Annotated in this window: 29 protein-coding genes; 14 read left to right on the top strand and 15 right to left on the bottom strand. The window is 69.9% G+C overall.

Annotated features, from left to right (window positions below; all coding sequences use genetic code 11):
- The first annotated feature begins 50 nt into the window (after positions 1-50).
- Entirely contained in the window at positions 51-476 is a 426-nt protein-coding gene (locus ACFKCF_RS14000) for an Ohr family peroxiredoxin (protein ID WP_394493622.1), read from the top strand.
- Between the two features lies 1 nt (position 477).
- Positions 478-645: a hypothetical protein gene (locus ACFKCF_RS13995; protein WP_394493620.1), complete on the top strand. Its 168-nt coding sequence runs from the start codon at positions 478-480 to the stop codon at positions 643-645.
- Positions 646-772: 127 nt separating this feature from the next.
- Here the strand turns inward: ACFKCF_RS13995 and ACFKCF_RS13990 are convergent, their stop codons facing one another.
- Entirely contained in the window at positions 773-1,627 is an 855-nt protein-coding gene (locus ACFKCF_RS13990; RefSeq protein ID WP_394493618.1) for a DMT family transporter, read from the bottom strand.
- A 135-nt stretch (positions 1,628-1,762) separates the two neighbouring features.
- Here ACFKCF_RS13990 and ACFKCF_RS13985 point away from each other — a divergent pair, with 135 nt between their 5' ends.
- On the top strand, positions 1,763-2,164 hold the full coding sequence (locus tag ACFKCF_RS13985; RefSeq protein ID WP_394493616.1) for a hypothetical protein: 402 nt from the start codon (positions 1,763-1,765) through the stop codon (positions 2,162-2,164).
- 40 nt (positions 2,165-2,204) lie between these two features.
- Positions 2,205-3,500, top strand: coding sequence for a PP2C family protein-serine/threonine phosphatase (locus tag ACFKCF_RS13980; protein WP_394493614.1), 1,296 nt, complete (start codon positions 2,205-2,207; stop codon positions 3,498-3,500).
- Here ACFKCF_RS13980 and ACFKCF_RS13975 read toward each other — a convergent pair.
- Positions 3,455-3,664 (bottom strand): hypothetical protein, encoded by a 210-nt coding sequence (locus tag ACFKCF_RS13975; RefSeq protein ID WP_394493613.1) that lies wholly within the window; start codon positions 3,662-3,664, stop codon positions 3,455-3,457. The two genes, ACFKCF_RS13980 and ACFKCF_RS13975, sit on opposite strands and share 46 nt — an antisense overlap.
- A 46-nt stretch (positions 3,665-3,710) precedes the next feature.
- Between ACFKCF_RS13975 and ACFKCF_RS13970 the strand changes: the two genes are divergently transcribed.
- The 3 genes from ACFKCF_RS13970 to ACFKCF_RS13960 all read left to right on the top strand — a co-directional run bounded on the left by ACFKCF_RS13970 (position 3,711) and on the right by ACFKCF_RS13960 (position 5,491).
- Positions 3,711-4,154: a hypothetical protein gene (locus ACFKCF_RS13970; protein WP_394493611.1), complete on the top strand. Its 444-nt coding sequence runs from the start codon at positions 3,711-3,713 to the stop codon at positions 4,152-4,154.
- 129 nt (positions 4,155-4,283) lie between these two features.
- Entirely contained in the window at positions 4,284-4,847 is a 564-nt protein-coding gene (locus ACFKCF_RS13965; RefSeq protein ID WP_394493609.1) for a hemerythrin domain-containing protein, read from the top strand.
- A 59-nt stretch (positions 4,848-4,906) separates the two neighbouring features.
- The gene (locus ACFKCF_RS13960; RefSeq protein ID WP_394493607.1) at positions 4,907-5,491 is read left to right on the top strand and encodes a hypothetical protein; all 585 of its coding nucleotides are present in this window, start codon (positions 4,907-4,909) and stop codon (positions 5,489-5,491) included.
- Positions 5,492-5,497: 6 nt separating this feature from the next.
- On the opposite strand, the gene ilvA is transcribed toward ACFKCF_RS13960, so the two are convergent.
- The 5 genes from ilvA to ACFKCF_RS13935 form a co-directional block, all read right to left on the bottom strand.
- Complete coding sequence (ilvA, locus tag ACFKCF_RS13955) at positions 5,498-6,748, bottom strand: threonine ammonia-lyase IlvA (RefSeq protein ID WP_394493606.1); 1,251 nt, start codon at positions 6,746-6,748, stop codon at positions 5,498-5,500.
- A 174-nt stretch (positions 6,749-6,922) separates the two neighbouring features.
- Positions 6,923-7,645: a flavodoxin family protein gene (locus ACFKCF_RS13950; protein WP_394493604.1), complete on the bottom strand. Its 723-nt coding sequence runs from the start codon at positions 7,643-7,645 to the stop codon at positions 6,923-6,925.
- Between the two features lie 114 nt (positions 7,646-7,759).
- Complete coding sequence (locus tag ACFKCF_RS13945) at positions 7,760-8,371, bottom strand: class I SAM-dependent methyltransferase (protein ID WP_394493602.1); 612 nt, start codon at positions 8,369-8,371, stop codon at positions 7,760-7,762.
- Positions 8,368-8,994, bottom strand: coding sequence for a TIGR04282 family arsenosugar biosynthesis glycosyltransferase (locus ACFKCF_RS13940; RefSeq protein WP_394493600.1), 627 nt, complete (start codon positions 8,992-8,994; stop codon positions 8,368-8,370). The genes ACFKCF_RS13945 and ACFKCF_RS13940 overlap by 4 nt, the downstream gene beginning before the upstream one ends.
- 36 nt (positions 8,995-9,030) lie before the next feature.
- The gene (locus ACFKCF_RS13935; RefSeq protein ID WP_394493599.1) at positions 9,031-10,362 is read right to left on the bottom strand and encodes a hypothetical protein; all 1,332 of its coding nucleotides are present in this window, start codon (positions 10,360-10,362) and stop codon (positions 9,031-9,033) included.
- Between the two features lie 143 nt (positions 10,363-10,505).
- Between ACFKCF_RS13935 and ACFKCF_RS13930 the strand changes: the two genes are divergently transcribed.
- Together ACFKCF_RS13930 and ACFKCF_RS13925 are read left to right on the top strand one after the other, a co-directional pair.
- A complete protein-coding gene (locus tag ACFKCF_RS13930; RefSeq protein WP_394493597.1) occupies positions 10,506-11,486 on the top strand; it encodes an NAD-dependent epimerase/dehydratase family protein in 981 nt (326 codons plus the stop codon).
- Positions 11,483-12,139, top strand: a complete 657-nt coding sequence (locus tag ACFKCF_RS13925) for a glycosyltransferase family 2 protein (RefSeq protein WP_394493596.1) — start codon at positions 11,483-11,485, stop codon at positions 12,137-12,139. The genes ACFKCF_RS13930 and ACFKCF_RS13925 overlap by 4 nt, the downstream gene beginning before the upstream one ends.
- A 219-nt stretch (positions 12,140-12,358) precedes the next feature.
- Here the strand turns inward: ACFKCF_RS13925 and ACFKCF_RS13920 are convergent, their stop codons facing one another.
- Genes ACFKCF_RS13920 through ACFKCF_RS13910 form a run of 3 tightly spaced genes read right to left on the bottom strand, consistent with a single transcriptional unit; the run spans position 12,359 to position 13,837 of the window.
- Positions 12,359-12,943 carry a hypothetical protein gene (locus ACFKCF_RS13920; protein ID WP_394493594.1) on the bottom strand — a complete coding sequence of 195 codons (585 nt, stop codon included), beginning with the start codon at positions 12,941-12,943 and terminating at the stop codon, positions 12,359-12,361.
- Positions 12,933-13,181 (bottom strand): NADPH-dependent FMN reductase, encoded by a 249-nt coding sequence (locus ACFKCF_RS13915; protein WP_394493592.1) that lies wholly within the window; start codon positions 13,179-13,181, stop codon positions 12,933-12,935. The genes ACFKCF_RS13920 and ACFKCF_RS13915 overlap by 11 nt, the downstream gene beginning before the upstream one ends.
- The gene (locus ACFKCF_RS13910; protein WP_394493591.1) at positions 13,178-13,837 is read right to left on the bottom strand and encodes a dihydrofolate reductase family protein; all 660 of its coding nucleotides are present in this window, start codon (positions 13,835-13,837) and stop codon (positions 13,178-13,180) included. Before ACFKCF_RS13910 ends, ACFKCF_RS13915 begins: the two co-directional genes overlap by 4 nt.
- Before the next feature lie 116 nt (positions 13,838-13,953).
- Between ACFKCF_RS13910 and ACFKCF_RS13905 the strand changes: the two genes are divergently transcribed.
- The 5 genes from ACFKCF_RS13905 (at position 13,954) to ACFKCF_RS13885 (ending at position 20,827) form a co-directional block, all read left to right on the top strand.
- Positions 13,954-14,823 (top strand): LysR family transcriptional regulator, encoded by an 870-nt coding sequence (locus ACFKCF_RS13905; RefSeq protein ID WP_394493590.1) that lies wholly within the window; start codon positions 13,954-13,956, stop codon positions 14,821-14,823.
- 722 nt (positions 14,824-15,545) lie between these two features.
- Positions 15,546-16,433 (top strand): DUF2637 domain-containing protein, encoded by an 888-nt coding sequence (locus ACFKCF_RS13900; RefSeq protein WP_394493588.1) that lies wholly within the window; start codon positions 15,546-15,548, stop codon positions 16,431-16,433.
- The gene (locus ACFKCF_RS13895) at positions 16,433-16,732 is read left to right on the top strand and encodes a hypothetical protein (RefSeq protein WP_394493586.1); all 300 of its coding nucleotides are present in this window, start codon (positions 16,433-16,435) and stop codon (positions 16,730-16,732) included. The genes ACFKCF_RS13900 and ACFKCF_RS13895 overlap by 1 nt, the downstream gene beginning before the upstream one ends.
- Complete coding sequence (locus ACFKCF_RS13890; protein WP_394493585.1) at positions 16,729-18,900, top strand: FtsK/SpoIIIE domain-containing protein; 2,172 nt, start codon at positions 16,729-16,731, stop codon at positions 18,898-18,900. Before ACFKCF_RS13895 ends, ACFKCF_RS13890 begins: the two co-directional genes overlap by 4 nt.
- A 667-nt stretch (positions 18,901-19,567) precedes the next feature.
- The gene (locus tag ACFKCF_RS13885; RefSeq protein ID WP_394493583.1) at positions 19,568-20,827 is read left to right on the top strand and encodes a hypothetical protein; all 1,260 of its coding nucleotides are present in this window, start codon (positions 19,568-19,570) and stop codon (positions 20,825-20,827) included.
- 22 nt (positions 20,828-20,849) lie between these two features.
- Here the strand turns inward: ACFKCF_RS13885 and ACFKCF_RS13880 are convergent, their stop codons facing one another.
- From ACFKCF_RS13880 to ACFKCF_RS13860, 5 genes are all read right to left on the bottom strand, one after another.
- Positions 20,850-21,071: a hypothetical protein gene (locus ACFKCF_RS13880; RefSeq protein WP_394493581.1), complete on the bottom strand. Its 222-nt coding sequence runs from the start codon at positions 21,069-21,071 to the stop codon at positions 20,850-20,852.
- Between the two features lie 43 nt (positions 21,072-21,114).
- Positions 21,115-21,420, bottom strand: coding sequence for a hypothetical protein (locus ACFKCF_RS13875; RefSeq protein ID WP_394493579.1), 306 nt, complete (start codon positions 21,418-21,420; stop codon positions 21,115-21,117).
- A gap of 65 nt (positions 21,421-21,485) precedes the next feature.
- Positions 21,486-22,688 carry an MFS transporter gene (locus ACFKCF_RS13870; protein ID WP_394493577.1) on the bottom strand — a complete coding sequence of 401 codons (1,203 nt, stop codon included), beginning with the start codon at positions 22,686-22,688 and terminating at the stop codon, positions 21,486-21,488.
- Positions 22,689-23,109: 421 nt separating this feature from the next.
- Positions 23,110-24,258 (bottom strand): hypothetical protein, encoded by a 1,149-nt coding sequence (locus ACFKCF_RS13865; protein ID WP_394493576.1) that lies wholly within the window; start codon positions 24,256-24,258, stop codon positions 23,110-23,112.
- Entirely contained in the window at positions 24,255-25,091 is an 837-nt protein-coding gene (locus ACFKCF_RS13860; RefSeq protein ID WP_394493574.1) for a thiopeptide-type bacteriocin biosynthesis protein, read from the bottom strand. The genes ACFKCF_RS13865 and ACFKCF_RS13860 overlap by 4 nt, the downstream gene beginning before the upstream one ends.
- Positions 25,092-25,094: the final 3 nt, after the last annotated feature.

Here is a 25,094-nt window from a genome sequence, read left to right as displayed (position 1 = left end):
TTGAACAGGTGACGCACAGCGCGTCCCCGACTGATCAGAAGGGAAAAGCCATGGCCGTCAGCTACACCGGGGTCGTCACCGTCACGGGGGAGGGCCGCAACGGAGGCCGGGTCCAGGCCGACGACGGCCTCCTCGACACCACGCTCGCCATCCCGAAGGAGCTCGGTGGCGCGGGCGGGGCCACCAACCCCGAGCAGCTGCTGGCCGCGGGCTGGGGCTCCTGCTTCCTCGGCGCGGTCAGGAGGGCGGCGGCGCAGCGCAGGATTCCGCTGAAGAGTACGGCCATCACGGCTGAGGTGACCCTGCACCACGGCGACGACGGCGAGTTCAGCCTCAGCGCCGTGCTCAACCTGGAGCTCGGAGGCGTGGACCAGCAGACGGCCGGCGAGCTCGGCGCCGCGGCCCACCAGATCTGCCCCTACTCCAAGGCGACCCGCGGCAACATCCCGGTCACCATCAACGCGAAAGCCGCCTGAGATGCGGACGGCGAAGGACGCCGCCGAAGCGGCGCGCCGGACCCGCTTCGGCCGGCTGCCCGAGCGGATCCGGCTGGAGGACACGGTCGAAGAGCACGCGGCCACCGTGCCGGACCCCGCACGGGACACCTATGACTCGGACGAATGGCTCGTGCGGTACTGCCTGTGAACCCTGGAGGGGGCATCGTGTTGCGCATACCGAAATCCGTGAGAGCCCTGGCGGTGGCCACGGTCGTGGTGGCCGTCGCCCTGGGGTGCCTGGCCCAGGTGTTCTGACAGCGGCCCGGGCCGCACGTTCACTGTGGCTGAGCCACGGGCTTGGCCAGGAACGGGGATCGGCCGAGGACGACGATGCCGGTCACCATCGCCACCAGACCGGCCACCTCGCCGGCGAGCGCCGCCGGGCTGACCTGCAGGCGCTCGGCGAAGATCGCCACACCCAGCACGATCCCGGAGATCGGCTCCGCGACCGTGGTGGCCGGCAGCGAGATCTGGAGCGGAGCGGCGTCGAAAGCGCTCTGATTGAGGAGCAGTCCCACCACGGCGACACCCGGCAACACGTACGGTTGCCAGGTCGCGAGCAGGCTCAGCCCGCTGTCCAGCGTGAGCAGGGAACCACGGGTCAGCACGTCCTGCAGGCCGAACAGCACCCCGGCGGCTGCCGCCAGCAACATCGCCTTGACCTTCAGGGAACGCCGCAGGCCGAACAGGACCAGCGCCGCCGCGACCACGACCACCGGCAGCGCCGCGAGCCAGCGCGGGGAGACCGGATCGGGGAGGCGGCCGCCCTGAGGCTGCCCGGCGAACAGGAACAGCGCCACCCCTCCGCTCACCAGCACGGCGCCCAGCTGCAACATGCGGCCGAACGGCTCCTGGTAGACGACATGGGCCGCGGTCAGGGCGAACAACAGGCTCATCGCGAGAAGCGGCTCAACCCGCGCCACGTCCGCGTCCCGCAGCGCGACGGCGCCGAGAATCTGGCCGCACACCATCAGCCCGATCCCGGCCAGCCACAATGGCATGCGCATGAGGTCGAGCAGCAGGCGCGGGTGCAGCATCTCCTCCAGGGGCTCGCGGTAGGCGGCATGCTGCTGGGCGACGAAACCGATGCCCAGCAGGCACGCCGCGCCCAGGGAGATGATGATGATCATCACCTCGTTCCGCTTCCCGGGACGCCGACTCCGTAACGCGCCCCGGCCCTGGTCATCACCAAGAAAGCTTGAGCCGCGAAGGCCGTTAGCGGTGCAGGGCGCGGGTAGACGGGCCACACGGAGGTGAGACAGGCCATGTCACGACGGGAAGATTCCGGCGACGGTGGAGTTCGCCACGGTCCTGAGAGCTCGAAGAGCCTGGAGTACGCCAAGGAGATCCGTTCGACGGACGACAAACCCGACCGCGACGGCCAGACCCTGGTGACCACCGATCACGACGTCATCAAGAACTGGGCCGAAGGCCGCGGCGCGACGGCCGCCACGGTGGAGGGCACCGAGCACGGCGACCACCTGGGCGTGCTGCGATTCGACTTTCCCGGCTACGGCGGTGGGGACAAGCTTCGGCACGTGAGCTGGGAAGAGTGGTTCGACACCTTCGACAAGCGGGGGCTCAACTTCATCTACCAGGAATCCAAGAGCGACGGCACCCAGAGCAACTTCTTCCGCCTGGAGAACCCTCAGCGCGAGGACGCCTGAACTGTCCGCGAGGCAGCACCTGGACACGGGCGGCGAACAGATGCTCGGAGGCCTGATCGCCGCCCATCACCTCACGCCCATGGACGACCTGCCCGCGCTGGTCGTCACCTACGCCGGGCTGGCCGGCTTCTCCGAGCCGCTGCTGTATCTGGCCGATCTGCAACAGCAGTGCCTGGTGCCGCTGCCCGGCCAGCACGCGCCCGACGGTTCGCCCCCGCAACGCCTGGGGATCGACAGCACTCTGGCCGGGCGCGCCTACCGCAGCCTGTACCTGGTCTCCTCCGCCAAGACCCGCGATCCCGGCGCGGCCGACCCGGACGAGGAGGGGCTCGACGAGGCCCGCTCCGGCGAGGGCGGCCCCAGGCGCTGGTGGCTGCCGCTGCTGGACGGCACCGACCGCATGGGCGTCCTGGCCGTGACCGCCCCCGTCGACGACGACGACACCCGGCGGCGCGCGCACTGGCTCGCCTCCCTGCTGGCCCTGATGCTGGCCGCCAAAGGAGCCACCAGCGACACCTACGCCACCGTGGTCCGCGACCGGCCGATGGACTTGTCGGCCGAAGTGCTGTGGTCCCTGCTGCCCGCCAAGACCTTCGCCACCGACCAGATCGTCGTGACCGCCGCGCTGGAGCCCGCCTACCAGGTCGGCGGCGACGCCTTCGACTACGCCCTGACCCGTGACACGCTGAACCTGGCGATCTTCGACGCCATGGGACATGACCTCACCGCCGGGCTGACCTCCGCCATCGCCATCGGCGCCTTCCGCAATCATCGCCTGCGCGGCGAGGGCCTGCGCGACGTCGGCGAGGCGATCGACGCCGCCATCGCCCAGCAGTTCGCCCGTACGCAGTTCGCCACCGGCATCCTGGCCACCCTCGACCTCCGCGACGGCGTGCTCACGTGGGTCAACCGCGGCCATCCGCCACCGCTGCTGCTGCGCCAGGGCCACGTGGTGGCCGAACTGGCCACCGAACCCGACCCTCCCATGGGGCTGTGCCTGGGCGCCTACCAGGACCCGGCCCACTACCAGCTCCAGCCCGGCGACCGGCTGCTGTACTACACCGACGGCGTCGTCGAGGCCAAGGACCCGCACGGCCGCGAGTTCGGCCTTGACCGTTTCGTGGACTTCATCACCCGCCACGAAGCGGATCAGGTCTCAGCGCCCGAAACGCTGCGCCGGCTGGTCCAGGCGCTGCTGCAGTACCAGCAAGGCGTGCTCCAGGACGACGCCACCGTGCTGCTCGTGGAATGGCAGTCCCAGGCGTTCGCCCCGCTGGGCACCCATCGTCACTACGCGGTCACGCGGAGCGTGCCGCGCATGCCCAGCGGCTCATGACCGCCGACGCCGCAGACGAGGGTGAGCAGGGCGCCTCGCGGGGCGTCGAAGCGCAGGGTCGTGCTCTGTCCGGGCGCCAGGACCGGCGTGTGCGCCGAGACGCCGGTCCCGGTGACGACGAGGACGTGGGCGGTCGCTCCGGCGTTGGTGACCTCGAGGCTCACGGGGCCAAGCCGCAGCACGGGATCACGCGTTGTGACGGCCCACTCCGTGAGCCCGACGCGGGTGCCGGAGACCGCGGCGTCGGGCGATCCCCGGCATGCTGGCAGCGCTCGCGCTGATGGCGCGGCCTCGCTCGGCCCACGGCTCGCGGGTCCCGTCGCCGCCGGAGCGGCCACGGTGGCGCTGCTCGGGTTCACCGGCAGCCATCCCGTCACCGCTCTGCTCACCTTCGGGCTGGCGGCGTTCACGCTGACGGCGATCGCCGCGTGGCCCGCGGTGCGGCGGCGCCCGCGGCAGACCGGCCCCGCGCGTGCGGGCGGAGGCGGCCCCCTGCCCGCCGTCGCTCTGCTGGCGCTCGGGACGCTGGCGGTCGCCTGCGGGGCGCAGCTCGTGACGGACCCGCCACAGGGCCGCCGCACCCTGGCGCGCTTCCTCAGCATCGCCCCCCGGAGTCACCCGGCGGCGGCACGAATCCGCGACCTGCTCCGCTGAGCTCCCTCCTGAACCGTTTCATGTTTCGGCCGCTGTCAGCGGGCACGAGACCGGGGAGGCCCCGTCGGCGTCGCCGCCCTACGGATGGGGCCCGTGACCAGCCGAACGCCAACTCCGAGGGAGGCCGTCATGGGCACGCAGCAGGACATGATCGAGGTCCTGGTCATCGACCACCACGAGGTGGAGGAGATGTTCACCCAGCTCGAACAGATGAGCGGAGACGGCGGTGAACAGGCCAAGACATTGGCCGAGAAAGTGGTCATCGAGCTGGTACGGCACTCCGTCGCCGAGGAGGAGTACCTCTACCCGGCCGTACGCGAACACGTGCCCGGCGGCGGCAAGCTGGCCGACCAGGAGATCGTCGAGCACGCCGAAGCCGAGGAGACGATGAAGCGGCTGGAGGCGCTGGAGCCGGGCCAGGCCGACTTCTGGCCCACCATGCACCTCCTGATGGGCCAGATCCGGGCCCACATCCGGGAGGAGGAGAACGACCTGTTCCCGCGGCTCCGTGAGGCGTGCTCGGCCGAGCAGCTGGTCGAGCTGGGCGGCAAGGTGGAGCGGGCCAAGAAGATGGCGCCCACCCGTCCGCACCCGTCCGCGCCGGACACCCCGCCCGCCAACAAGCTGCTGGCACCAGGGGCAGGGCTGGTGGACCGCATCCGAGACGCCCTCACGGGCCGAGGACGCTCCTGACAGATCCGCGCCCTTTGAGGACTGACATCTCGCGTCCTCATCCTCCTAGGCTGCTCGCCATGGGCGACGGTTTTCTCGAAGTGGCGGACGTCACTGCGGCGCTGGACACGGTGCTCTCCACCATGCGAGCCGCAGGCGTCAAGATCAATTACCGCCTGGGAGGCACGGGCGCGGCTCTCCTGCAGGGTGTTCGACTTCCTGTCGGGGACATCGACCTCCTGGCGGCGCGGCGAGAGGACGTGGACGAGTTCGAGACCGCGCTCGCCTCGTTCCCCTGCCTCTATGCCGCTTCCTGGATCCCGGAGTCCTCGCAGTACTTCGCCAGGTACGAGGTGCACGGGGTCAAGGTGGAGATGAGCACCGTCGAGAGGCAGGTGGACTCCGACGGGATGGAATGCGTCGGTCGTGGCCCATGGCGGCACCACGTGTGGGTCGCATGTGGCTCGCACCGGGTTCCCGCGGTTCGTCTGGAACTGCGGCTGGCGACGGAACTCGTACGGGACAGAGCCGACCGTTACGAACCGCTCCTCGACCACATGAGCGCGCACGGGTGCGATCTCGACCTGTTACAACGGGCCATGAGGGACCAGGGCGTGTCAGCGGAGCGCCGGAGCCTGGTCCGGGATCGGCTCAGCCACCCTTGAAGCACGTCAGAGAATGAACGTGAACAGTGGCGAGCCCGGTGGGATGCGCTCCACCGTGAGCGGGCCGGCCTTCATCCGGAACAGGAGACTGTCGAGGTCGCCGGCCCGCTCGAGCTCGATGCCGACGAGCGCCGGGCCGGTTTCGCGGTTGTTCTTCTTGACGTACTCGAAGGCGATGATGTCCTCGCCCTCTCCCAGCACCTCGTCCAGGAAGTGGCGCAGGGCGCCGGGGCGCTGCGGGAAGGTCACCAGGAAATAATGCCTCAGCCCGATGTGCACAAGAGAGCGCTCCAGCACCTCGTTGTACCGGCTGACGTCGTTGTTGCCGCCCGACACCACGCACACCACCGGCCCCCCGGAGGCGTACGGCAGCAGCTCGCGGGCCGCCGCGCCCGCGAGAGCTCCGGCGGGTTCGGCGATGATGCCGTCGGTCTGGTAGAGGTCCAGCATCTCGGTGCACACCGCACCCTCATCGACCGCGACGACCTCGTCGACCAGGTCCTTGACCAGGGGGAACGTGGCGTCTCCCACCCTCCCGACGGCGGCGCCGTCCACGAAGGTGTCCAGCTCGGGCAGGGAGAGGGGCTCGCCGTGGTCGAGGGCGGCGCGCATGCTGGCCGCTCCGGCGGGCTCTGCCCCCACTATGCGGGTGGCGGGTGAGTGCTCGCGCAGCCAGACGGCGATGCCGCTGATCAGGCCGCCTCCGCCGACCGGGACGACCACGGTGTGCGGCGCCTCCCCGCACTGCGCCAGGATCTCCAGGCCGACCGTGCCCTGCCCGGCCATCGTCCTGACGTCGTCGAACGGATGCACGTAGATGGCGCCGGTGCGCTCGCTGTCGGCGTGCGCGGCGCTGCTGGCCTCGTCGTAGGTGCCGCCGCCGACCACGACCTCCACCCGGTCGCCGCCGAGCGCCGCGATGCGCTCGCGCTTCTGCCGTGGCGTGGTGGACGGGACGTACACCCGGCCGCTGATCCCCAGACGGGCGCAGGCGAACGCGACGCCCTGCCCGTGGTTGCCCGCGCTGGCGCAGACCACGCCGCGCCGCCGCTCCTCATCCGTGAGGGAGGCGATCAGGTTGAACGCGCCGCGCACCTTGTACGAGCGACAGAGCTGCGCGTCCTCGCGCTTGAGCAGCACCTGACCACCGACCAGGTCGGACAGCCGCTGGTTCGGCTCCAGAGGGGTATGGCGTATCACCGGCCGCAGCCGTTCGGCCGCCTGGCTGATCAGCCTGGCGGTGAGGCGGTCGGACATGCACACTCCTGGCACAGCGGTGGATCAAGAAAGGTCGTGTCATGGTGGCCATGGCCGCAGCCGAACGGGCGATCACCGGGAACGCTGCCCGTCGCCGGGCGAGCACACCGCTCACAACGATCCCACCAGGCCATGCTATTCCCGTGGCGCCCGCGTGTGGGCCGGTCGCATCTCCTATCGGTGCTCGGGGTTGTCGAAGTCGAAGCGGCATCCGGCATCCCATTCCGAGCGCTGGTTGCCGTGGGCCGGGATGCCGCCGGCGTCCTTGAGCATGCGTGCCAGGTGCAGCAGGTTCCAGGTCATGAAGGTGGTGTTGCGGTTGGTGAAGTCGTTGTCCGGCCCGCCCGAATCCGGATCGAGGTAGGACGGTCCGGGTCCGGCCGCGCCCACCCAGCCGGCATCGGCCTGCGGCGGGATGGCGTAGCCCAGATGCTGCAGGCTGTAGAGCACGTTCATGGCGCAGTGCTTGACGCCGTCCTCGTTGCCCGTGATCAGGCAGCCGCCCACGCGTCCGTAGTAGGCGTACTGGCCGGCCTGGTTGAGCAGGCTGGAGCAGGCGTACAGCCGTTCGATGACCTTCTTGGTCACCGAGCTGTTGTCACCCAGCCAGATCGGGCCGGCGATGACCAGGATGTCGGCGGCGAGCACCCGCTGGTAGACGGCGGGCCACTCGTCGCTCTCCCAGCCGTGCTCGGTCATGTCCGGCCACACGCCGGTGGCGATGTCGTGGTCGATCGCCCGCAACTGCTCGACGCGTACACCCTGGGTGTCCATGATGTGCGCGCTGAGATCGATCAGGCCCTGGGTGTGGCTGCGCTCGGGGCTCTTCTTGAGGGTGCAGTTGATGAACAGCGCCCGCAGATCGTCATACCGGGCAGGCGCTCCGTTGACTGTCATCGCGACGGCTCCCTTTCGATGTGGTCCAGGTGCCTCCGTGGGCAAGTTTCGGGCCGTCATCTGCTCTTCTGCCAGCAGGCTCGCCGGTTGCGGGGCGACGGCGCCTGCGCCGTTCTAGCTCAGACGGGCCATCCAGCGGCCGTGCGTCGTCCAGCAGTCCACGGTGGGGAAGCCGCCGGCGCCTGCCACGCGCCGGATGTCGCTCACCGACACGGTCGCCCACCCGAACCAGTCACCGACGTGCGGGCCACGGCGCAGGCGTACCCGGTCGATCCGGCTTCTCGTCGCGGGCGCTGCGAGCTCGACCAGGACCTGGCCGCCCGGCCGGACCAGCTGCCTGACCCGCCGCAGCAGCACCTCGGGATGACCGCCGATGCCGATGTTGCCGTCGGCGAGCAGCGCCGTCGCCCATTGACCACTGCCCGGGACCTCGTGGAAGACGTTCCGGAGCATGGCGAAGCCGCCCGCCTTGCGGGTAAGGGCGACGGCGCGGGGGGTGATGTCGATGCCGAGTGACTGAACCCCGCGGCGCGCCAACGCGACCGTGAGCCGGCCGGGACCGGAGCCGATGTCCAGAGTCGGGCTGGTGCACCTGCTCAGGAGCGTCTCGTCGCCGTCGACCGGCTCGAACCAGCGGGCGGTCTCCAGCACGACGCGGGTGCCGTCGACGTACTCGATCTCGGCGGTGGCTCCGGCGAGCGCGTCGGCGTAGAGCTGACCCATCATCGGACCACCCTCCGCAGTACGGCGGCGAAACGGGAATCGGGTGCCTGCGCGGCCACCTCGACGGCGTCCGCCGGGGTGTCGACGTCCGTCAGCTCGGGCAGCAGGCAGACGGACAGTCCGGCCCGATCCAGCCGGTCGAGCTGCAGTTTGCCGGTCTCCGGGTGCGACATCGGCACGCTCAGCAGCAGCGAAGCATCCGGCTCGCGCAGGCCGAGCAGCCAGAAGCCACCGTCCGCCGCCGGACCGAACACCGCGTCGTGACTCTCCAGAGCCTGCGCCGCCTCATTCAGCAGAGCGGGCGTCACCTGCGGGGTGTCCATGCCGATCAGTACGACGGGTTCCGGCTGAAGTCGATAGGCGTCCGAGAATGCCGCCGCCAGACGCTCGTCCAGTCCTGAGCCGCGCTGGGGGATCACCACGAAGCCGGGCGGCAGCCAGCTGCCCGGCAGCCCGTCGAGGGCGAGCACCCGCTGGCTGGCGGGCGTCGCGGAGACGGCGAGAAGGCTGTCGCGGAGTGCGGCCTCGGCGAGGCAGGCGGCCTGGTCCGGGCTGAATGGCGGGGTCAGCCGGGTCTTGACCCTCCCGGCCACCGGCTCCTTGGCGATGATCATGATCTGGGCCATGCGCTCGACAGTAGGGCGGTGCGACGCGTTCAATCCTTACGAGTTGCTGACAGCCGCCGTTCGGCCAGGACGGCGGGTGGCGGAGGACCGGCGTACGGCCCAGCCGATCAGCACGGCCAGCGTGGCCGCGGCGTAGCAGGCCGTCGCCGGGCTGGGGTGCGCCGCCGGGCCGGCGACATAGGCGATCGCGCCCGCCAGGGCCACGCCCAGCCACTCCCACCGGCCGTCCATCGCGGCCAGCGCGACGACCAGGAGGGCGTACCAGGAGTATCCCGGGGTGAACAGCAGCAGGAGCGAGCCGGTGACCACCAGCGCCCCGTGCCAGGGTCGTTCCGGGTCACCGTGGCGCAGAACGTGGAGGACGACCAGGGCGAGCAGCAGGATCGCGGCGTACGGCGCCCACGAGTCGGGCATCACCAGCCGCAGCACCACGTAGCGGTTGCCGTCGCCGGGTGCCTCGTACCGCTCCTCGCGGAGATAGCCCAGCAGGTAGCCCGCGACCGGGGCCCGCGCGGCCAGCACGTACGGCACGTACGCCAGGCCCACGGCGAGCGCGGCGGGCACGGCGACCCGGAAGACGCGCCGCCACGCCACCCCGTTCGCCAGCGCTCCCGACAACGCCCCGGGCAGCGCCGTGGCGGGCAGCAGCTTGGCCGCCACGGCAGCCCCCAGCAGCGCGCCGCGAGCGCGCACGGTGCAGAAGGCGAGCACGACCAGCAGCACACCCAGCATGTCGACGTGCGCGTTGTTCACGGCCTCGACCGGTACGGCGGGGCACCACGCCCAGTACGCGGCCGAACGGGCGCCCGCCTGACGGCACAGCGCGAGGAGCACCAGGACGGCCATCACCCAGCCTCCCAGCTGGAGGGCCTTGTGCCGGACGCCGTCCGGCGAGAGCCAGTGGACCAGCAGGAAGTAGCCCTGCGCGACCGGCGGGTAGATCGTGGGCACCGTGGGGCGGTTGATCCGGGTGCAGCCGCCGTCAGGTAGCGGCCAGAGCCCGGAGGCCGTGCACTCCGGCGGGAACAGCCAGTCGTCGCGCAGCGGGACGAGGGCGGGATCGGCCGGTACGTGGTCGTAGGGCGAGATGCCCGCCCCCTGCACCCGGCCGTCCCAGGCGTACCGGTAGGAGTCGGTGCTGCTGCTCGGTGGTGCCGCCAGCCCGATCGCGGTCAACGCGATGCCGCCCGTGACGACCAGGGCGGTCAGCCGCCTTTCCGGCACCCGCCGGGCCGGCCACAGGGCCGCGGCGAACAGCGCCCAGGCCAGGACATACCAGCCCAGCGCGGGCGGCCCGGTCACGATCTTGATCAGGACGGCGGCCAGTGCCAGGAGCACCCCGCCCACGAACAGCATGTGGCGGCTCACACCCTGCAGCGTCGCACCCGGAGCCCGGTCGGTGGCGGCCCTGGCTCCGGCCGTACGGGCTTCGTAAGAACTCGCCGGCCCAGGTTCTTACGGAGTGCGAACGTGACTTCAGCACGATCACGGTGCGCGTTAGCGTCGGCCGGGTGAGAGTGATGGTGACCGGCTCGGCCGGCTTCATCGGCGGCCACGTCGTCGAGGTCCTGGAGAGCGCGGGGCACGAGGTCGTCGGCCTCGACCTGCGGACCGGCGCCGACGTGCGCGACGCCGCGGCGCTGGACCGGCTGCTGCCGGGCATTGACCTCGTGGCGCACCAGGCGGCCAAGGTCGGCCTGGGCGTGGACGTTTCCGACCTGCCGGACTATGCCTCGGTCAACGTGTACGGCACGGCCGAGCTGCTGGCGGCGATGGCGCGGCACCAGGTCGGACGGCTGGTGCTCGCCTCCTCGATGGTGATCTACGGTGAGGGTCGCTACACGTGCGTCGAACACGGGCGGGTCCGGCCGGGCCCGCGTGCCGTACGGGACCTGGAGCAGGGCCGGTTCGACCCGATCTGCCCCCGGTGCGACCGGGCGGTGCGCTGGGCCGCTGTCGGAGAGGACGCCTCGCCTGATCCGCGCAACGCGTACGCCACCAGCAAGCTCGCGCAGGAGCACCTGGCCGCCAACTGGGCCAGGGAGACCGGTGGGACAGCCGTGGCGCTCAGGTACCACAACGTCTACGGGCCGCGCATGCCCCGCGACACCCCCTACGCGGGAGTAGCCGCGATCTTCCGTTCCGAGCTGGAGGCGGGGCGGCCGCCGAAGGTGTTCGAGGACGGCCGCCAGCTTCGCGACTTCGTGCACGTGCGTGACGTCGCCCGCGCGAACCTGGCGGCCGTCCTGGCGTCCTCGCGGCCCGGTGAGCTGACGGCGTACAACATCGCCAGCGGCACTCCGCACACCGTGGGCGAGATGGCGGTCGCGCTGGCCGCCGCGCGGGGCGGGCCGCAGCCGCGGGTCACCGGCGCCTACCGGCTGGGGGACGTCCGCCACGTCGTCGCCTCTCCCGAACGGGCTGGGCTCGAGCTCGGGTTCCGCGCCGAGATCGGCTTCGAGGACGGCATGAAGGAGTTCGCGTGGTCATGACGGTCGATGTGATCCTGCCCTGCCTGAACGAGGAGGCCGCGCTCGGCTGGGTGCTCGGGCGCATGCCGGACGGTTACCGTCCGCTCGTGGTCGACAACGGCTCCACCGACCGCACGGCGGAGGTCGCCCGCGATCTCGGGGCCCGCGTCGTTCACGAACCCAGGCGCGGCTTCGGCGCTGCCTGCCATGCCGGACTGCTGGCCGCGACCGCCGATCTCGTCTGCTTCATGGACGCCGACGCCTCGCTCGACCCCCGCCAGCTCCACGCCGTGGCCGCGCCCGTCATCGACGGCCACGCCGACCTGGTCCTCGGCGCCCGCCGTCCACGAGCCGCGGGTGCCTGGCCGTTGCACGCCCGGCTCGGCAACGCCGTCCTGGCGCGCACCCTGCGCCGCCGCGCCGGGGTGGCGCTGCACGACCTCGGACCGATGCGGGCGGCGGTGCGCGGCCGGCTCCTGGAGCTGGGGCTGACGGACCGCCGGTTCGGCTACCCGCTGGAGATGGTGCTGCGGGCCGCCGCGGCCGGTTGGCGGATCGCCGAGGTGGACGTGGACTACCTGCCCCGAGCAGGGCGCTCCAAGGTGACCGGAACCGTGCGCGGCACGTTGCGGGCCGTCGCCGACATGCGGCGCGTCATGGCCGAACTGGGATGAGCCGCGTCGCTCGGCAGCCCGCACGCGGTCGGGGGCCTGGTCCTGCTGGTCGGGCTGATCATCCTCGCGGTCACTGGTGATGGTCAGGCTCGCGTCGCCGTGGTGGTCGTTCTGCTCATCCTCGTGGAGCTGTGCCGCCTCCCAGCTATGGCCCTCGTCCTACGGCTTCACAGCCGACCACGGAGCACGGGAGAAGGCTCATCCCGGCCGTGGTCCTGGTTACTGCGCGTCCCGGGGCACGTCCTCGGGGTTGTCCCAGCCGGAGACGAACCACTGGGTTTCGCCGGTGGCGAGGTCGTACGACCGGCGTTTGATCGTGCCGATGTTGCCACCGTAGACGTGGATCCCGACAGTGGGTTCGCTGCCGACGGCAGCGACGGCATGGACATCGTCGTCGGTGGTGCAGCAGACGGTCACCTGCCCCGGCGCCCACCGCGTTTCGCCGGCCGGCGTCAGCGGCGTGCCCGCGGTGGACGCCGTCGGCTTGAGGTAGCGGAACTCGTGTTCGACTCCCGCGTAGATGCCGGCGACCCCCCACGTCTCGTGCGAATGTACGCCGGTCCGCTGGCCCACGTCCCAGACCACCGACGCCATCGACCAGCTGTCGTCGGGAGCGATGTAGAGCGGATACGTCACGTGACGCGCGGACGATGCTCGCGTGGCCTCTACCGGCAGCCGGTAACCGCCGGCCAGGAGAGCCGACAGTAGCTCGGCGACCCGCGCCGTGATCTCGTGCTCGTCGTCGGTGCTGCTCACCACGAGTCCTACGTCGTCGATGAACGTCCGCAGGCGATCAGGCTTCACAGCGCTCTCCTGTCCGCAGTGGCTTCAGCGCGGCGCTCCAGGCGAGGACCTGGTCCAGCAGGGTGGTGAGAGTGTCCTCGTGGCGTCCGGCCGGGCGGAAGACCGTGAAGTCGGCCAGGTCCACCACCTCGAACCTGGCGTCGCCGCGCTTGACCGCAAGATCATGGACCCAGCCGGCGACCGCCTCACCGTGGCGTCCGGGGCGGGTGCTGCCCATGATGATCGCTACGTCGATCATGATGAAGCACCCGGCAAGACCCGGTACTTGAGGTGGGTGACGCCGGGCGCCTCGACCGCCCGGATCTGCTCAAGCCGTACGTTCGCACCCCCGAGGTTGTCGAGGAGGCGAGAACCGCCACCGAGCAACACCGGAACGACGTGCAGTTCGAGCTCGTCCAGCAGTCCCGCCGACAGGTACTGCTGAACGACCTGGCCGCCGCCCCACAGCATGACGTCCTTGCCGCCGGCGGCCTTCTTCGCCTGATCGAGCGCGGACTCGATTCCGTCGGTGACGAAGTGGTACGTGGTCCCTCCCTCCATCTCCACCGGCTCACGCGAGTGATGGGTGAGGACGAACACGGGGTAGTGGAAGGCCGGGTTCTCACCCCACCAGCCCTTCCACTGCCCGTCGCCCCAGGCGCCACCGCCGATGGGGCCGAACATGTTCCTGCCCATCACGCCGGCGCCAAGGTTGGCGATCGCCTCCTCGAAGACCGGTGTGCTCCCGTTCACCTCGCCGCCCTGACCGCCGTGGGCTCGGCGGAAGGCGGCCAGCGGAACCACCCAGTCGTGGAGCCGCTCGCCACCCTCGCCGAGCGGGTTCTCCTCGCTCTGGTTCGGGCCGGCGACGAAACCGTCCAGTGAGATCGAGATGTGACACCTGAGCTTGCTCATCGTTCCTCCTGTATCGGCTCGGCGCCGCTGTCCGGCGCCTCACCAGAGAGCATGGCCGGATCAATAGATGACGTCTAATGCCAATACTTCGAACTTCATATGGATATTCTTAATATGTGCTGAACCTGGTCCATCTCAAGGTGCTGGCCGCCGTGGCGCGACACGGGTCCGTGACCGAAGCGGCGAGAGAGCTGCACTACTCGCAGCCGTCGGTGAGTCATTACCTGTCCCGCCTCGAAGCGGCCACGGGTGTCAAGCTCGTCCAGCGGGTGGGTCGTGGGATCCGACTGACCCCGGAAGGACAACTGCTGGCCAGCCGCGCCACCGAGATCGTGGGACGGGTCGACGCGGCGACCAACGAGCTGGCGGCGCAGGTCGGTTTGCGGACGGGACGGGTTCGGCTGGCCGCCAACGCGTCGTCGCTGAGCACGATCGTGCCGAAGGCGGCCGCCTCCTTGGACCAGGAGCATCCGGGGCTTGAGCTGATCCTGATCGACCGCCATCCGGTCGAAGCGCTCCAGATGTTGCGGCAGGGCGAGATCGACGTCGCCCTCATCTTCCGGTACGCCGGCGCTCCGGCCGAGGAGGAGGACGAGGGATTCCGCCTGGTCCACATCGGTGACGACCCGGTCTACCTCGTGAGCCGGCGACCCGACGACAACATCGCGAACCATCGCCACTCCGCATGGATCGGCGGCTGCGAACGGTGCCAGAACGAGCTGATCAACCTGTGCCGGCGAAAAGGCTTCACTCCACGCATCGCATCACTCAGCGACGACATGGTCGTCGTGCAAGCCCTCGTCGCCGTCGGCAAAGGCGTCACCACCCTGCCGGGACTCGCGCTACAAGCCCACCGCCGGCCCGACGTCCACACCACCGAGATCGCCGGCTTCACCCGCCGGCTCTACGCCGTCACCTACGGCGATCCACCCGACCCACCCGCCACCCTCGCGCTGATCCAGGCCCTCCAGGACGCCGCCCGGTAGAGAGCCGGTCCGGCGCACGGGCTGCTACGAGATGATCCGCCAGGGACCATGATCTCGTTGTCCTCGTGTTCCAGCATGTGGCAGTGCGCGGCTGGGGCGTGATGAGCTGGCGGAGATCACGCACAGGCCTGGAGACATGGTGCGAGTTCTCTCGAATGCTGACCCGATCCGGAAGGCCAAGATCTACGCGAACATCGGACTGCGGCTGATCTTCCACCCGTCAAAACAGAAAGTCCTGGTCACGTCTACCCGTGACCAGGACCCCATAGGCGACCGGTTTGTGTCCGAGGGGGGACTTGAACTCCCGGGATCATGGGGGCATTGGGGTACATGTGCGGGCATTCGCACCCATCTTGAGCTGCCCGTACGCCGTTTCCTGATCTTCGCTGGAGCATCCAGGAACATCCGGGAACACGGGCGGCGGTATCAGCCGAAGTATCACGCGGGGGATCGGACGCGGGCACCTCCTGGCACAGGTTGTGGCACCCGCAACCCGCGACGAGGGCGAGGACGGCAAAGCGATTCAGCGTCGCTGCCCGAACGAGGTCTCGGTCACGCGCCTGCGCGGCAGACGTGTCCATGAAGTCCAGGAACCCGCCCAGTCTCACGAGATGACGCCGCTGGCCCGCCAACCCAGCGGCAGTAAGGCGGCCGGGGGCCGGTGACTCAAACACCGGGCCCCGGCCTAGACCCAGCCACCTGACCAAACCAGGAGCCAGGCCATGAGCCACCACCCTTCCACACCCGTGATCGTCGGGGAAGCGAATCCCGCCGGCGAGGTCCAGCCGAAGCGCACCGGGCGCTTCTTCCCCAACTCTTTCCGCCACCGCCGCAGGGAGGCCGTGCCGGTCGCCGAGTGGCCCGTGGACGCTGGTGCGGGCCGACTCGGAGACCGGGTCATTCTCGGCTTCGCGGTGGCTGTCCTGCTGGCCGTCGCCGCCGCTGCGGCCTACGTCTCGTACCACCACTTCTACGGCCTGGCCATCGCCCTCGGGGAGCGGCACGACATGGCCATCCTCTACCCGGCGATGTCCGATGGCGTGATCGTCATGGCGTCGCTGGTGATGGTCTACTGCTCACGCCGCCGGATCGGTGTGCCGGTCCTGGCGTGGGTCGCGCTGGCCCTGGGAGGGGCGGTGACGCTGGCGGCGAACGTGGCGCACGGCTGGTCCGGCGGGCTCGGATCGCGCCTGGTCAGTGCCCTAGCACCGCTGGCGTTCGCGGGCGCGTACGAGCTGCTGATGTGGATCGTCCGCAACACCCGCCGGCCGTCGGTCGAGGCTCCGGTCGAGGAGCACGTGTGCCAGCCCGTCGAGACCGTTGTCGAGGTGGAGCGCACGGTGCCGGTGCTGCCCACCGACCGGTACGAGGCGGCGCGGCTCGCCTACCTCGACAGCCTCAGCGAGGGCAAGCAGCGCATCGGCCGCCGCCCGCTGATGCACCGGTGGGGACTGGAACAGCGCGAGGCCGAGGACATCATCGCCGAGGTGGACAAGGAGCGTGCGCAGGCGCCCGAAGCCAAGGAGGTCGAGGTGCCCAGCTCCGAGATCGCTCCGCCATCGCTGAGCGGCGTGCAGCCGACCGGAACGAGCCAGGCGGAGGCGGCGTGATGACGAGCTTCCTGATTCCCGTCATGGGTGTGTTCGTGTTCCTGCTGTGCACCACGCGAGAGGCGGACGCGGATGCCCGGAGTGTCGGGCAGATGTGGGCGGCCATGCGGCGCGCTGGATGGGGGCGCACGGCCTTCACGGCGGTGCGTGTCGCCGTGGTGGTCGTGCTGCTCATCCTGGCCGATCTGTGCTGCTTTATCGGGCACGCGGTGGCTGGGACGCGGGTCGTCGTCGAGGCGCTCGCCGTGCACGCCGAGATCCTCGGCTCGCTGGTCACGCGGACGGAGGTGCGGGCATGACTGCCACGGAAGAGCTGCACGACGGCATGGTGATCGCTCTCCAGGACGAGGACGTGCGCGTCGCCGCCGAGTTCACGCCTGAGAAGGTCGCCCGGGAGGCCCAGGAGGAGGGCGACGGCGTCCTTGAGGGCACCGTGGTTCTCGTCGATCAGGCGCACCGGCCCGAACCGACAGATTTGCTCGCCGAGCTGGCCGCGCGCCGCCAGGAGCGGCAGCCGTTGGTCCCGCTGTGGCTTAGGTCGCGGGCCGACGCCTTGCAGGTGTTGAAGTGGCAGGCCGAGCACACTGGCTACGTGCTGGCCTACCACGCGCTGCGTGCCCCGAAGTACGCCGCCAAGCTCGCGGGGCGTTCCCCGGCCGGCGCCTGGCGACTGCTGGTGGCGCTGGTGCGGTGGCTGTTCGACCTGGAAGGCCGTCCGGTGCGACGGGCGGCGGCCACGAAGGAGGAGGCCGCGGAGTACCTGGCCCTGTCGAGGCAGCGTGACGACCGGGTCAAGGCGCGCCTGTGGACGCTCCTCGTCGGCGCGATCACGGCGGTCCTGGTCGGCATCTTCGTCGCCGTGGCCGCGCCCACCTGGGTTCACTGGGCGATCCTCGGCGTGCTCATCGCTGGCGCGGGAGTGCTCGGAACGCCTGCCGATCAGCCGCTGCTGGACCGGGCGGTCGTCCCCAACCGGGTGCGCAAGCTGACCAGTGACCAGGTGCTGGACGCGCTCGGCTCGCTCGGCATCTCGGCTATCAACCAGGCGCTCGGCAAGAACGGGCGCGGCATCACCTTCCCGGCCCCGATCATGCGTGACGGGCCGGGCTGGCGGGCCGAGGTCGATCTTCCGCTCGGCGTGACGGTGGCGGAGGTGCTGGAGAAGCGCGACAAGCTCGCCTCCGGCCTGCGCCGCGCCCTCGGGTGTGTGTGGCCCGAGCCGGTGTCAGAGGAACACCCCGGCCGCCTGGTGCTGTGGGTCGGCGATCAGGAGATGCGCAAGGCCCGGCAGCCGGCCTGGCCACTGCTGAAGTCGGGCCAGGTCAGCCTGTTCGACCCGATCCCGTACGGCAACGACCAGCGCGGCCGGCCGATCCCGATCCTGCTCATGTTCGCCAACGTGCTCATCGGCTCCATGCCGCGCTACGGCAAGACGTTCGCGCTGCGGGTGCTGCTGCTGGCCTGCGCCCTCGACCCGCTGGCCGAGCTGCGGCTGTTCGAGCTCAAGGGCACCGGTGACCTGTCGGCGCTGGAGAAGGTGGCACACCACTACGCCAAGGGCGCCACCGACTCCGCCAAGGCCGCCTGCGTCGCCTCGCTCGCCGAGGTCTACGCCGAGCTGGACCGGCGCGCCGAGGTCATCGACGGCCTACCGCGCCACCAGGCACCCGAGTTCAAGGTCACACCCGAACTGGCCGCGCAGCGCGACCTCGGCCTGCATCCGATGGTGGTCGCGATCGACGAATGCCAGGAACTGTTCGCCGACGACGAGTACGGCGAGGAGGCCGCCAAGTACGCCACCGCCATCATCAAGCGCGGCCCCGCCCTCGGGATCATCCTCATCCTGGCCACCCAGCGGCCGGACAAGGACAGCCTGCCCAAGGCTATCTCGGCGAACGCGGGCATCCGGATCTGCCTGCGGGTGATGGGCTGGCAGGAGAACGACATGATCCTCGGCACCGGCATGCACCAGACCGGGGTCAAGGCCACCATGTTCACCCGCAACGACCAGGGCATCTCATGGGCCGTGGGCATCGCCGATGACCCGATCATCGTACGATCGGCCTACCTCGACGGCCCCACCTCCGAACTGATCACCAAGCGCGCCCGTCAGCTCCGCCAGGAGGCCGGGACGCTGTCTGGGCAGGCGATCGGCCAGCAAGGGCCCCAGCGAGTCTCCTACGACCTGCTGGCCGACATCCTGACCGTGACCACGGCCAAGGAAGAGAAGGTCTGGAACAGCACCGTCGTGGACCGGCTGGCCCAGTTCCGACCCGACGCCTACGGCCAATGGGCGGACCTGGAGGACGACGCCAAGACCGCCACACTGACCGCCCGGTTGAAGGAGTACGGGATCAAGACGGACGACACCTGGGGCCGCGACGCCACCGGTAAGGGCCGCAATCGCAAGGGCTTCAACCGCGCCGACGTCACCGAGGCGTACGGGAAGCGGAAGGCCCATCCCTAGCAACCCGGCCACCTCGTCGAACGCCCCTGGAGCCGGTTCCGGGGCGTTCGCGTGGGGCAGCTAGAACGCTAGGCCGCAGGTCAGGGCAGGCTTTCTCCGCTAGCTGATCCGCTAGACATCGCGGCTACATCCGCTAGGACTGCGCGATGAGGAACGATGGCAGTTGGCGGAATACCGTCGTCGCCGAGCTGGAAGAGTCGGATGCCGTCGCAGAGGATGCGCTACGCCAAACCGATAAGGCGAACCCCGCGCTGGCCAAGCCGAGGAGGCCAAAGGGGACGGGAAGCTCTGCTCAAGTCGCATCGGGCCGAGATCACCGGGCTGACCGCCGCCGGCGACGTGCACACCCGCCGAGCCGACGCGGCCGAACAGGAGGCCAGCCGGGAGCGCGCCGCCTGCGAGGACCTGGCCACGCAGCTTCGCCCACCCGGACCGCGCTGCAGGAGGAGAGCACCAAGCGGGCCCAGCTGGAGGGCCAGGTCCGGGAGCTGCGCGCCGAGGTCGAGCAACTGCGCGCCGGCGAGCGCGGCCGCGCCAAGGGCAAGTAGGGCCCGAACTCGGGCGGCGAACAGCACTTGGCCTTGCTGGCGAATGCGGTGAAAACTGCCACGACGGGCCGGCCCGAGGCTGGGACCATAGGTGTGTGAGGCAAGATGATCAATCCTGGATGACCCTCTTCGTTGAGACGGAGGACGGCGTTCTTCTACGGCGCGTCCCATCCGCATCGCAGCTGCCGGAGGGGGAGATCGGCGCGGCAGCCGAGAGGGCCACAAAGCATGCGGCGATGTACTGGGGCCTGCCCGACTTCGTGTTTCGTTCGGCGGTACGAACTCGTGGCCGCGGAGTTCGTGAGCTGGGTGATGTGATCGTCTGCGTGGGGGATGTCGCCGCAGTCGTCCAGGTGAAGGCCAGAGCGACAGTGACCGCTGACTCAGATCGCGAGGCGAGCTGGCTAGGTAAGAAGATCCCCCAGGCGATCAGTCAGGCCAAGGGCACCTTACGGAACTTCGCGAAGAAGGAGCGGGACCTTCTGGTCAACGAACGAGGCAACCAGGTCGAACTCACCTATTCCAGCAAGTCGTGGGTGCCGGTCGTAGTTGTCGACCATCCCGCCGCCGTGGGGTTTCTGCCCCCGCCAGGTGCGGTGGTCCTCTCTCGCGGTGATTGGGAGTTCCTGTTCGATCAGCTGAAGTCGACGTACGCCGTGATCAGCTACCTGCACAGAGTCCATGACCTTGAACCGAAACCGCTGGGCGAGGAGCCGGTGCGCTACTACGAACTCGCTGCGGCAGATGCCGCAGCTCCACCTACGCCACTGGATCTGTCGGCGCTCCGGGGGAATGCGAGCCACGCATCTACACCCCTCCTGCCTCGGATACCAGCAGGATCGGAGGACTACCACCACCACCTGTTCCTTCAGCAGATCCTTGAGGACATCGCCGACTGCCCGCGCCCAGAAGGCGTCAACGAGAGCGAATTCCTCGACGTCCTGGCGGCGATCGACACCATGCCTGTCGGGCACCGGACAGAGATGGGAAAGCTCCTGACGAACTGGCTCGACCAGGTAGCTCGAACACCCTCCGGACAGATAGGTTGGCGCGTCCGCCGCTACTTGCGCAGAGACGCCCCGCACCTCGTTTTCGCCACCGCCTCGAGTTACACCGCGCAGATCCAAGAGGCTTTCGGCTGGCTTGTCCGCCTCAGGCACCAGCACTTGACCGAGGCCATGCCCGAGATGCAAGACGTTCTGACTGCCGGAATCCTCCTGACGCCCAGGCATGATGGACGCCGCCCGTGGGACACGACCCTATGCGCAACGTTCGGCGAGCAGAACTTCACCCCCGAAGAACGCGAGGCCCTGGAAAGCCTTTGGCCATATCAGGCTGACTACCCAGCGCTTGCCGAGGAGGACCCCGTCAATCCATAGGATGCGCCCCTGGACGGGGGACTTACCCTCCAGGCGGGCCGGTGCTCGACGGATGCGACTGGCGGCGCGGCGGTCGCTGCGGCCAGGCCGGGGCGATCACTTGGGCGCCGAGCATCTGCTCCAGGAGCACGATCGCCTCGATCTCGCTCGGCGGCGGCTCGCTCGCCGCCGGCGGGCCCGGGTCGTCGTCGGGCGGGACGGCGCGGCCCTCGATGTCGTCGGTGGGGCCGGTCGGCCACGGCACCTCATCGGCGGCTGTGCGGGACTGAGGAAGATCAGGACAGGCTTTAGCGGTACGCGTGGGTCCGATCATCGTCCGTTGCCGCCGGGAGGCTCCAGGAGGCGATCACAGCGTGCCAGTCCGCGCGTTCGGCCCGGTGCTCGGCCAGCGTCGCCTGGTAGTCGTCCTCCGCTCCGGTCTGGATGGCCACCTCCGACAGCGGCCGGTCGAGACTCATCCAGCCGTCCGGGGTCCGCTCGGCCAAGCCGAGGGCGGCAAGCGTGCGCAGCGCCTCGACGGTCGACGTACGGGACAGCAGTGCCTCGTGGGCGACGTCGGCCGCGCTGGTCGGGGCGCCCGACCAACGTCCCACGCACGAGCGCGACGCAAGCGCCTTCCAGGTTGAGGGTCTGGGGGTGGTGGCCGAGCTAGGCAGGTTCAAGCGCTTGTGACGAGTTGTCGGACGTCACGTGAGCAGGCGGCGAGTGCAGCGCCACCGAGCACGATCACGGCGCATCCTCCGAGGACGGCCCGCACGCCGATCAGTTCGGCGGCAGGGCCGGCCACCGCGTATGCGACGGGTACCAGCAGAGTGGCGATCAGGGCGTTCGTGGCCACGATGCGGCTGAGCTGCTCGGTGGGGATGGCCTCCTGTAGGTAGGAGGCCCAGGCGATCAACTGGAGTGTTCCGGCCGCGCCGGTCAGGGCGCCTGCGCCAGCGAGTACCAACAGCGGAGCGTTGGTGGCCATGCCGACCATGAGCAGCGCTTCGGGTATCGGGGTAACGCACATCAGCAGGCCGATGCGGGCCGGGGGGAAGAGGATCGAGGTGATCGATCCGCATGCCAGTCCGATCCCGATCGCCGAGGTGACCAGGCCCCAGCTCACGGCCCCGTCGAGGTAGCGGGTGGCATAGATGGGGCCGAGCACGCTTACACCGGCCGACCAGCACGCCGACGTCAACGCGCTCAACACGGTCAGAGCCCACAGCCAGCGGCGGCTCTGGAAGGCGGTCCATCCTTCGGCCAGATCGGCCAGGAATCGCCGCCGTTCCCGTTGCAGGGATGGCGCCAGGCGCAGGGTGAGAAACACTGCGGCGGAGGCAAGGAAGGTGACGCCGTCCCAGGCGAGGATGACGCCGGGACTGCTGAAGGCGATCACCAGGCCCGCCAGCCCTGGCCCGATGATGGCCACGGCGTTGTTGGCGATCTGGAGCAGGGCGTTGGCCTGGACCAGCATCGGCCCTGGCGGGACGAGCTGCGGGACCAGACCCTTGACCGCTGGCTGGAAGAAGGCTCCGGCGGCGTCGACGAGCATCTCCAGCCCGGCGAGCGACCAGACCGACGCCGCACCGCCCAGCACCAGGAAACCGGCGATGAGCTGGCATACTCCGCAGACGATCTGGCAGGTCACAATGATGGACAGGCGCGGCAGCCTATCGGCCAGAACTCCAGCGGCCGGGGTGACCGCGATGAACACGAACAGGCCGCCCATCAGTACCAGCCCGAGTGCAGCAGCACCGCCCCCGGACTCGATGATGGCGAACGCCAGGCCCAGCGGCGCGACGGTGGTGCCGATCGTCGAGGAGATCCTCGCCAGCGCGTACCGGCGATAGTCCCGATTCGTCCGTAGGAGCTCCACGGGCGCTCTTACGCGTTCACGCATCATGACTAAGGAGTGCCCCTCCTCCGGGTTCGCCGGTGCTCGTCTGCTGAGTGGAACCTGCTTGATCTCTGTCTGTCCGTCGAGATCGAGTTGCCGGTGCTCGCCCGCTGGGGCGAGCCGCTGGAGGGGCGGGATCCGGCTCGCTGAGGTATTGAAGCAGCTTCGCCACCCACGGCCAGCGCGGCGAGCCGCCAGGCGGCACCCAGCCGTAGTAGCCGCCATCAGGGGGTGTGGGGAGGGCGTTCATGGTGGGTACCTTCGCTGCCGAGGGGGAAGGACCGCGGCCGTGGGACAGGCGCTCCAGCGTCGCCGTCCCACGGCCGCGCCGCCCGGTTCGGGCTTGTGCCGGGTGGCTGCCGTGGCTGGAGCGGGGGGCCAGTCACGGCAGGAATGGTTTCTAGGTCGACGCATGCCCGTTGACGGCCGTCGTGAGGGAGCCAAGGCCGCGCTGGATCACCGTCTCGCTCGTTCTCACGGCTGCGAGGAGGTCGGACATCAGCGGGTCCGGGATGGTGCCGAATCCCAACCCGGCCTCCTGCACTGCTGCCGTGAGTTCATGCTGCTCGGCAAGGCTGAGCATCGCGCTGCCCTGCTTGTGCGCCAGGACTTCCCGCGCGGCATACCCGTCCGCCGTGGCGAGAATGTCGCTGATCAGGCAGGTGAACGCGCGGTCAGCCAAGGATCGGTCGGTATCTGCGGCCACGTCCAGGAGGGTCAGGCCGAGGCGCGTACGGAACACCAGAAGCCCCGGCGTCCGATCGAGCTCCAGATACTGGCGTTGGACCTCGGCGAACGTGCCGCTGGCCGGCAGTCCGGCCGCGCGGCTGCACAGCAGGTCCAGGCAACCGGCCACCAGGTGTTCCCACGGCTGGTCGGGTGCACTGTCGGCGACGAGCTTGAGGGCGGTGTCGGTCTGCCCAGCGAGGCAGTGCGCGATGATGGTGGCCTGTCGGCCGTCCAGGAGCCGTTGGCCGACGCCGTGGTGCTGCTGTGCGTGGGCGACCGCCTGGTCCCATTGGCCCGCGCTGATGAGTGCCCGGATGCCCTCGGCGAGGAAGACGCCCCACAGCCACTTGCGAACCGTGTGGAGATCGTCATCAGTGCGGGTGAGGCCGTCGAACGCGAACGGGATGCGCTGGCCGTCGATGTCGGCTGAGCCGCCGGTACTGACGGCGTGAAAGAGATCGTGCAGCAGGTGGTAGCCGCGGGCGCCGTGGTGTTCGCGGATGGCCAGCCGGGCGAGGTTGACGAGCGGCTCCAGGGCGTGGCGGGCCTGGCGGGCGTCCAGTGGCCAGGCAGGCAAGTAGGCGGCGAAGTGACGCCAGCACAGGGATCGGGCCATAGACGGGACGCCGCAGTCGCTCGCGATCAGTGCCGCCTTGTTCAGTGCCTCGGCGGCAATCGCGAGGTGGCTGGGGCTCGTGCCGTGGGCTGCGGCGTCGCCGAGCTGCGCGACCTCGGCGACGCGGACCCGGAGAGGCAGGCAGGCCGGTCGGGGGCGCGCGATGAGGGGGAAGCGCTGCGCGGCCTGCTGCAAGGCGTTCATGATGTCTCGCTCCTCGTCTCCTCGGCCTCGGACGCTGTGGGGTCGCATCCGAAGACGACGTGTTTGGCGGTGTGGGCCAGGACGGCCTGGGCGGTGTAGGACAGGCCGAGCCGGTTCCACGCGAAGACGATGTGGTGGGCGAGGACCGCGCGCAGGCCGCGGTGCAGCAGCCCGCCGGCTGCCAGGTCAGCCAGTTCGGAACCGGTGGCGGCGAACGCTGCTGCCCATTCGGCGGCGAAGGCCAGCGGTGCGCCGTCGCCCATGAGCGGGCCGGCGTCCACGCTCATCAACCGCCGCAGGCCAGCATCCAGCGTGCGCCGTCGCTCGGGCGGGATCGGTTCGGGCAGGTCGCGGTGCTCGGATACGCGCGCCCACACGTCGCCCTGCTCGTACCAGTCCAGCCGGGCCGAGCGCATCAGGGCGGTGCACAGCAGGATCGATAGTTCGCGGCGGTGCTCGACGCTGGGTGAGGAGGCGAGGTAGGTGAGCAGGTGTCGGCTGTCGAGGTGGAAGAGGTCGTGCGCGCACGCCATGGCCTTGGCGCCGCCGAAGGCGTACGGCTCGGGCTCGTAGATGACCTCGGTTGCGGTGTCGATGTGGCCCTGCCGGATGAGGTAGTTCATGTGGCCGCGCAGGTGCGCCAGCGTCCGGTCGTTGCTGGGGACGTAGCGGACGCGCCAGCAGGGCGGTTTACGCATGAAGAACCAGGCGGTGATGAGCCGTTCGTCTTCGGCCGACGCCAGCAGCGGAGCGAGATGGGTCACGGCGGTGTGCTCGGCCTTGGCCCAGTCGGGGAAGACGACGTTGACTTGCCGCCACGGGCGGGGATCCATGCG

Origin of the sequence: Nonomuraea sp. JJY05, from assembly GCF_043496855.1 — a bacterium.
In the GTDB taxonomy this organism is placed as follows: domain Bacteria; phylum Actinomycetota; class Actinomycetes; order Streptosporangiales; family Streptosporangiaceae; genus Nonomuraea.
Note: the sequence above shows the minus strand (reverse complement) of the source record. Positions and strands in the feature narration are given on the sequence as shown.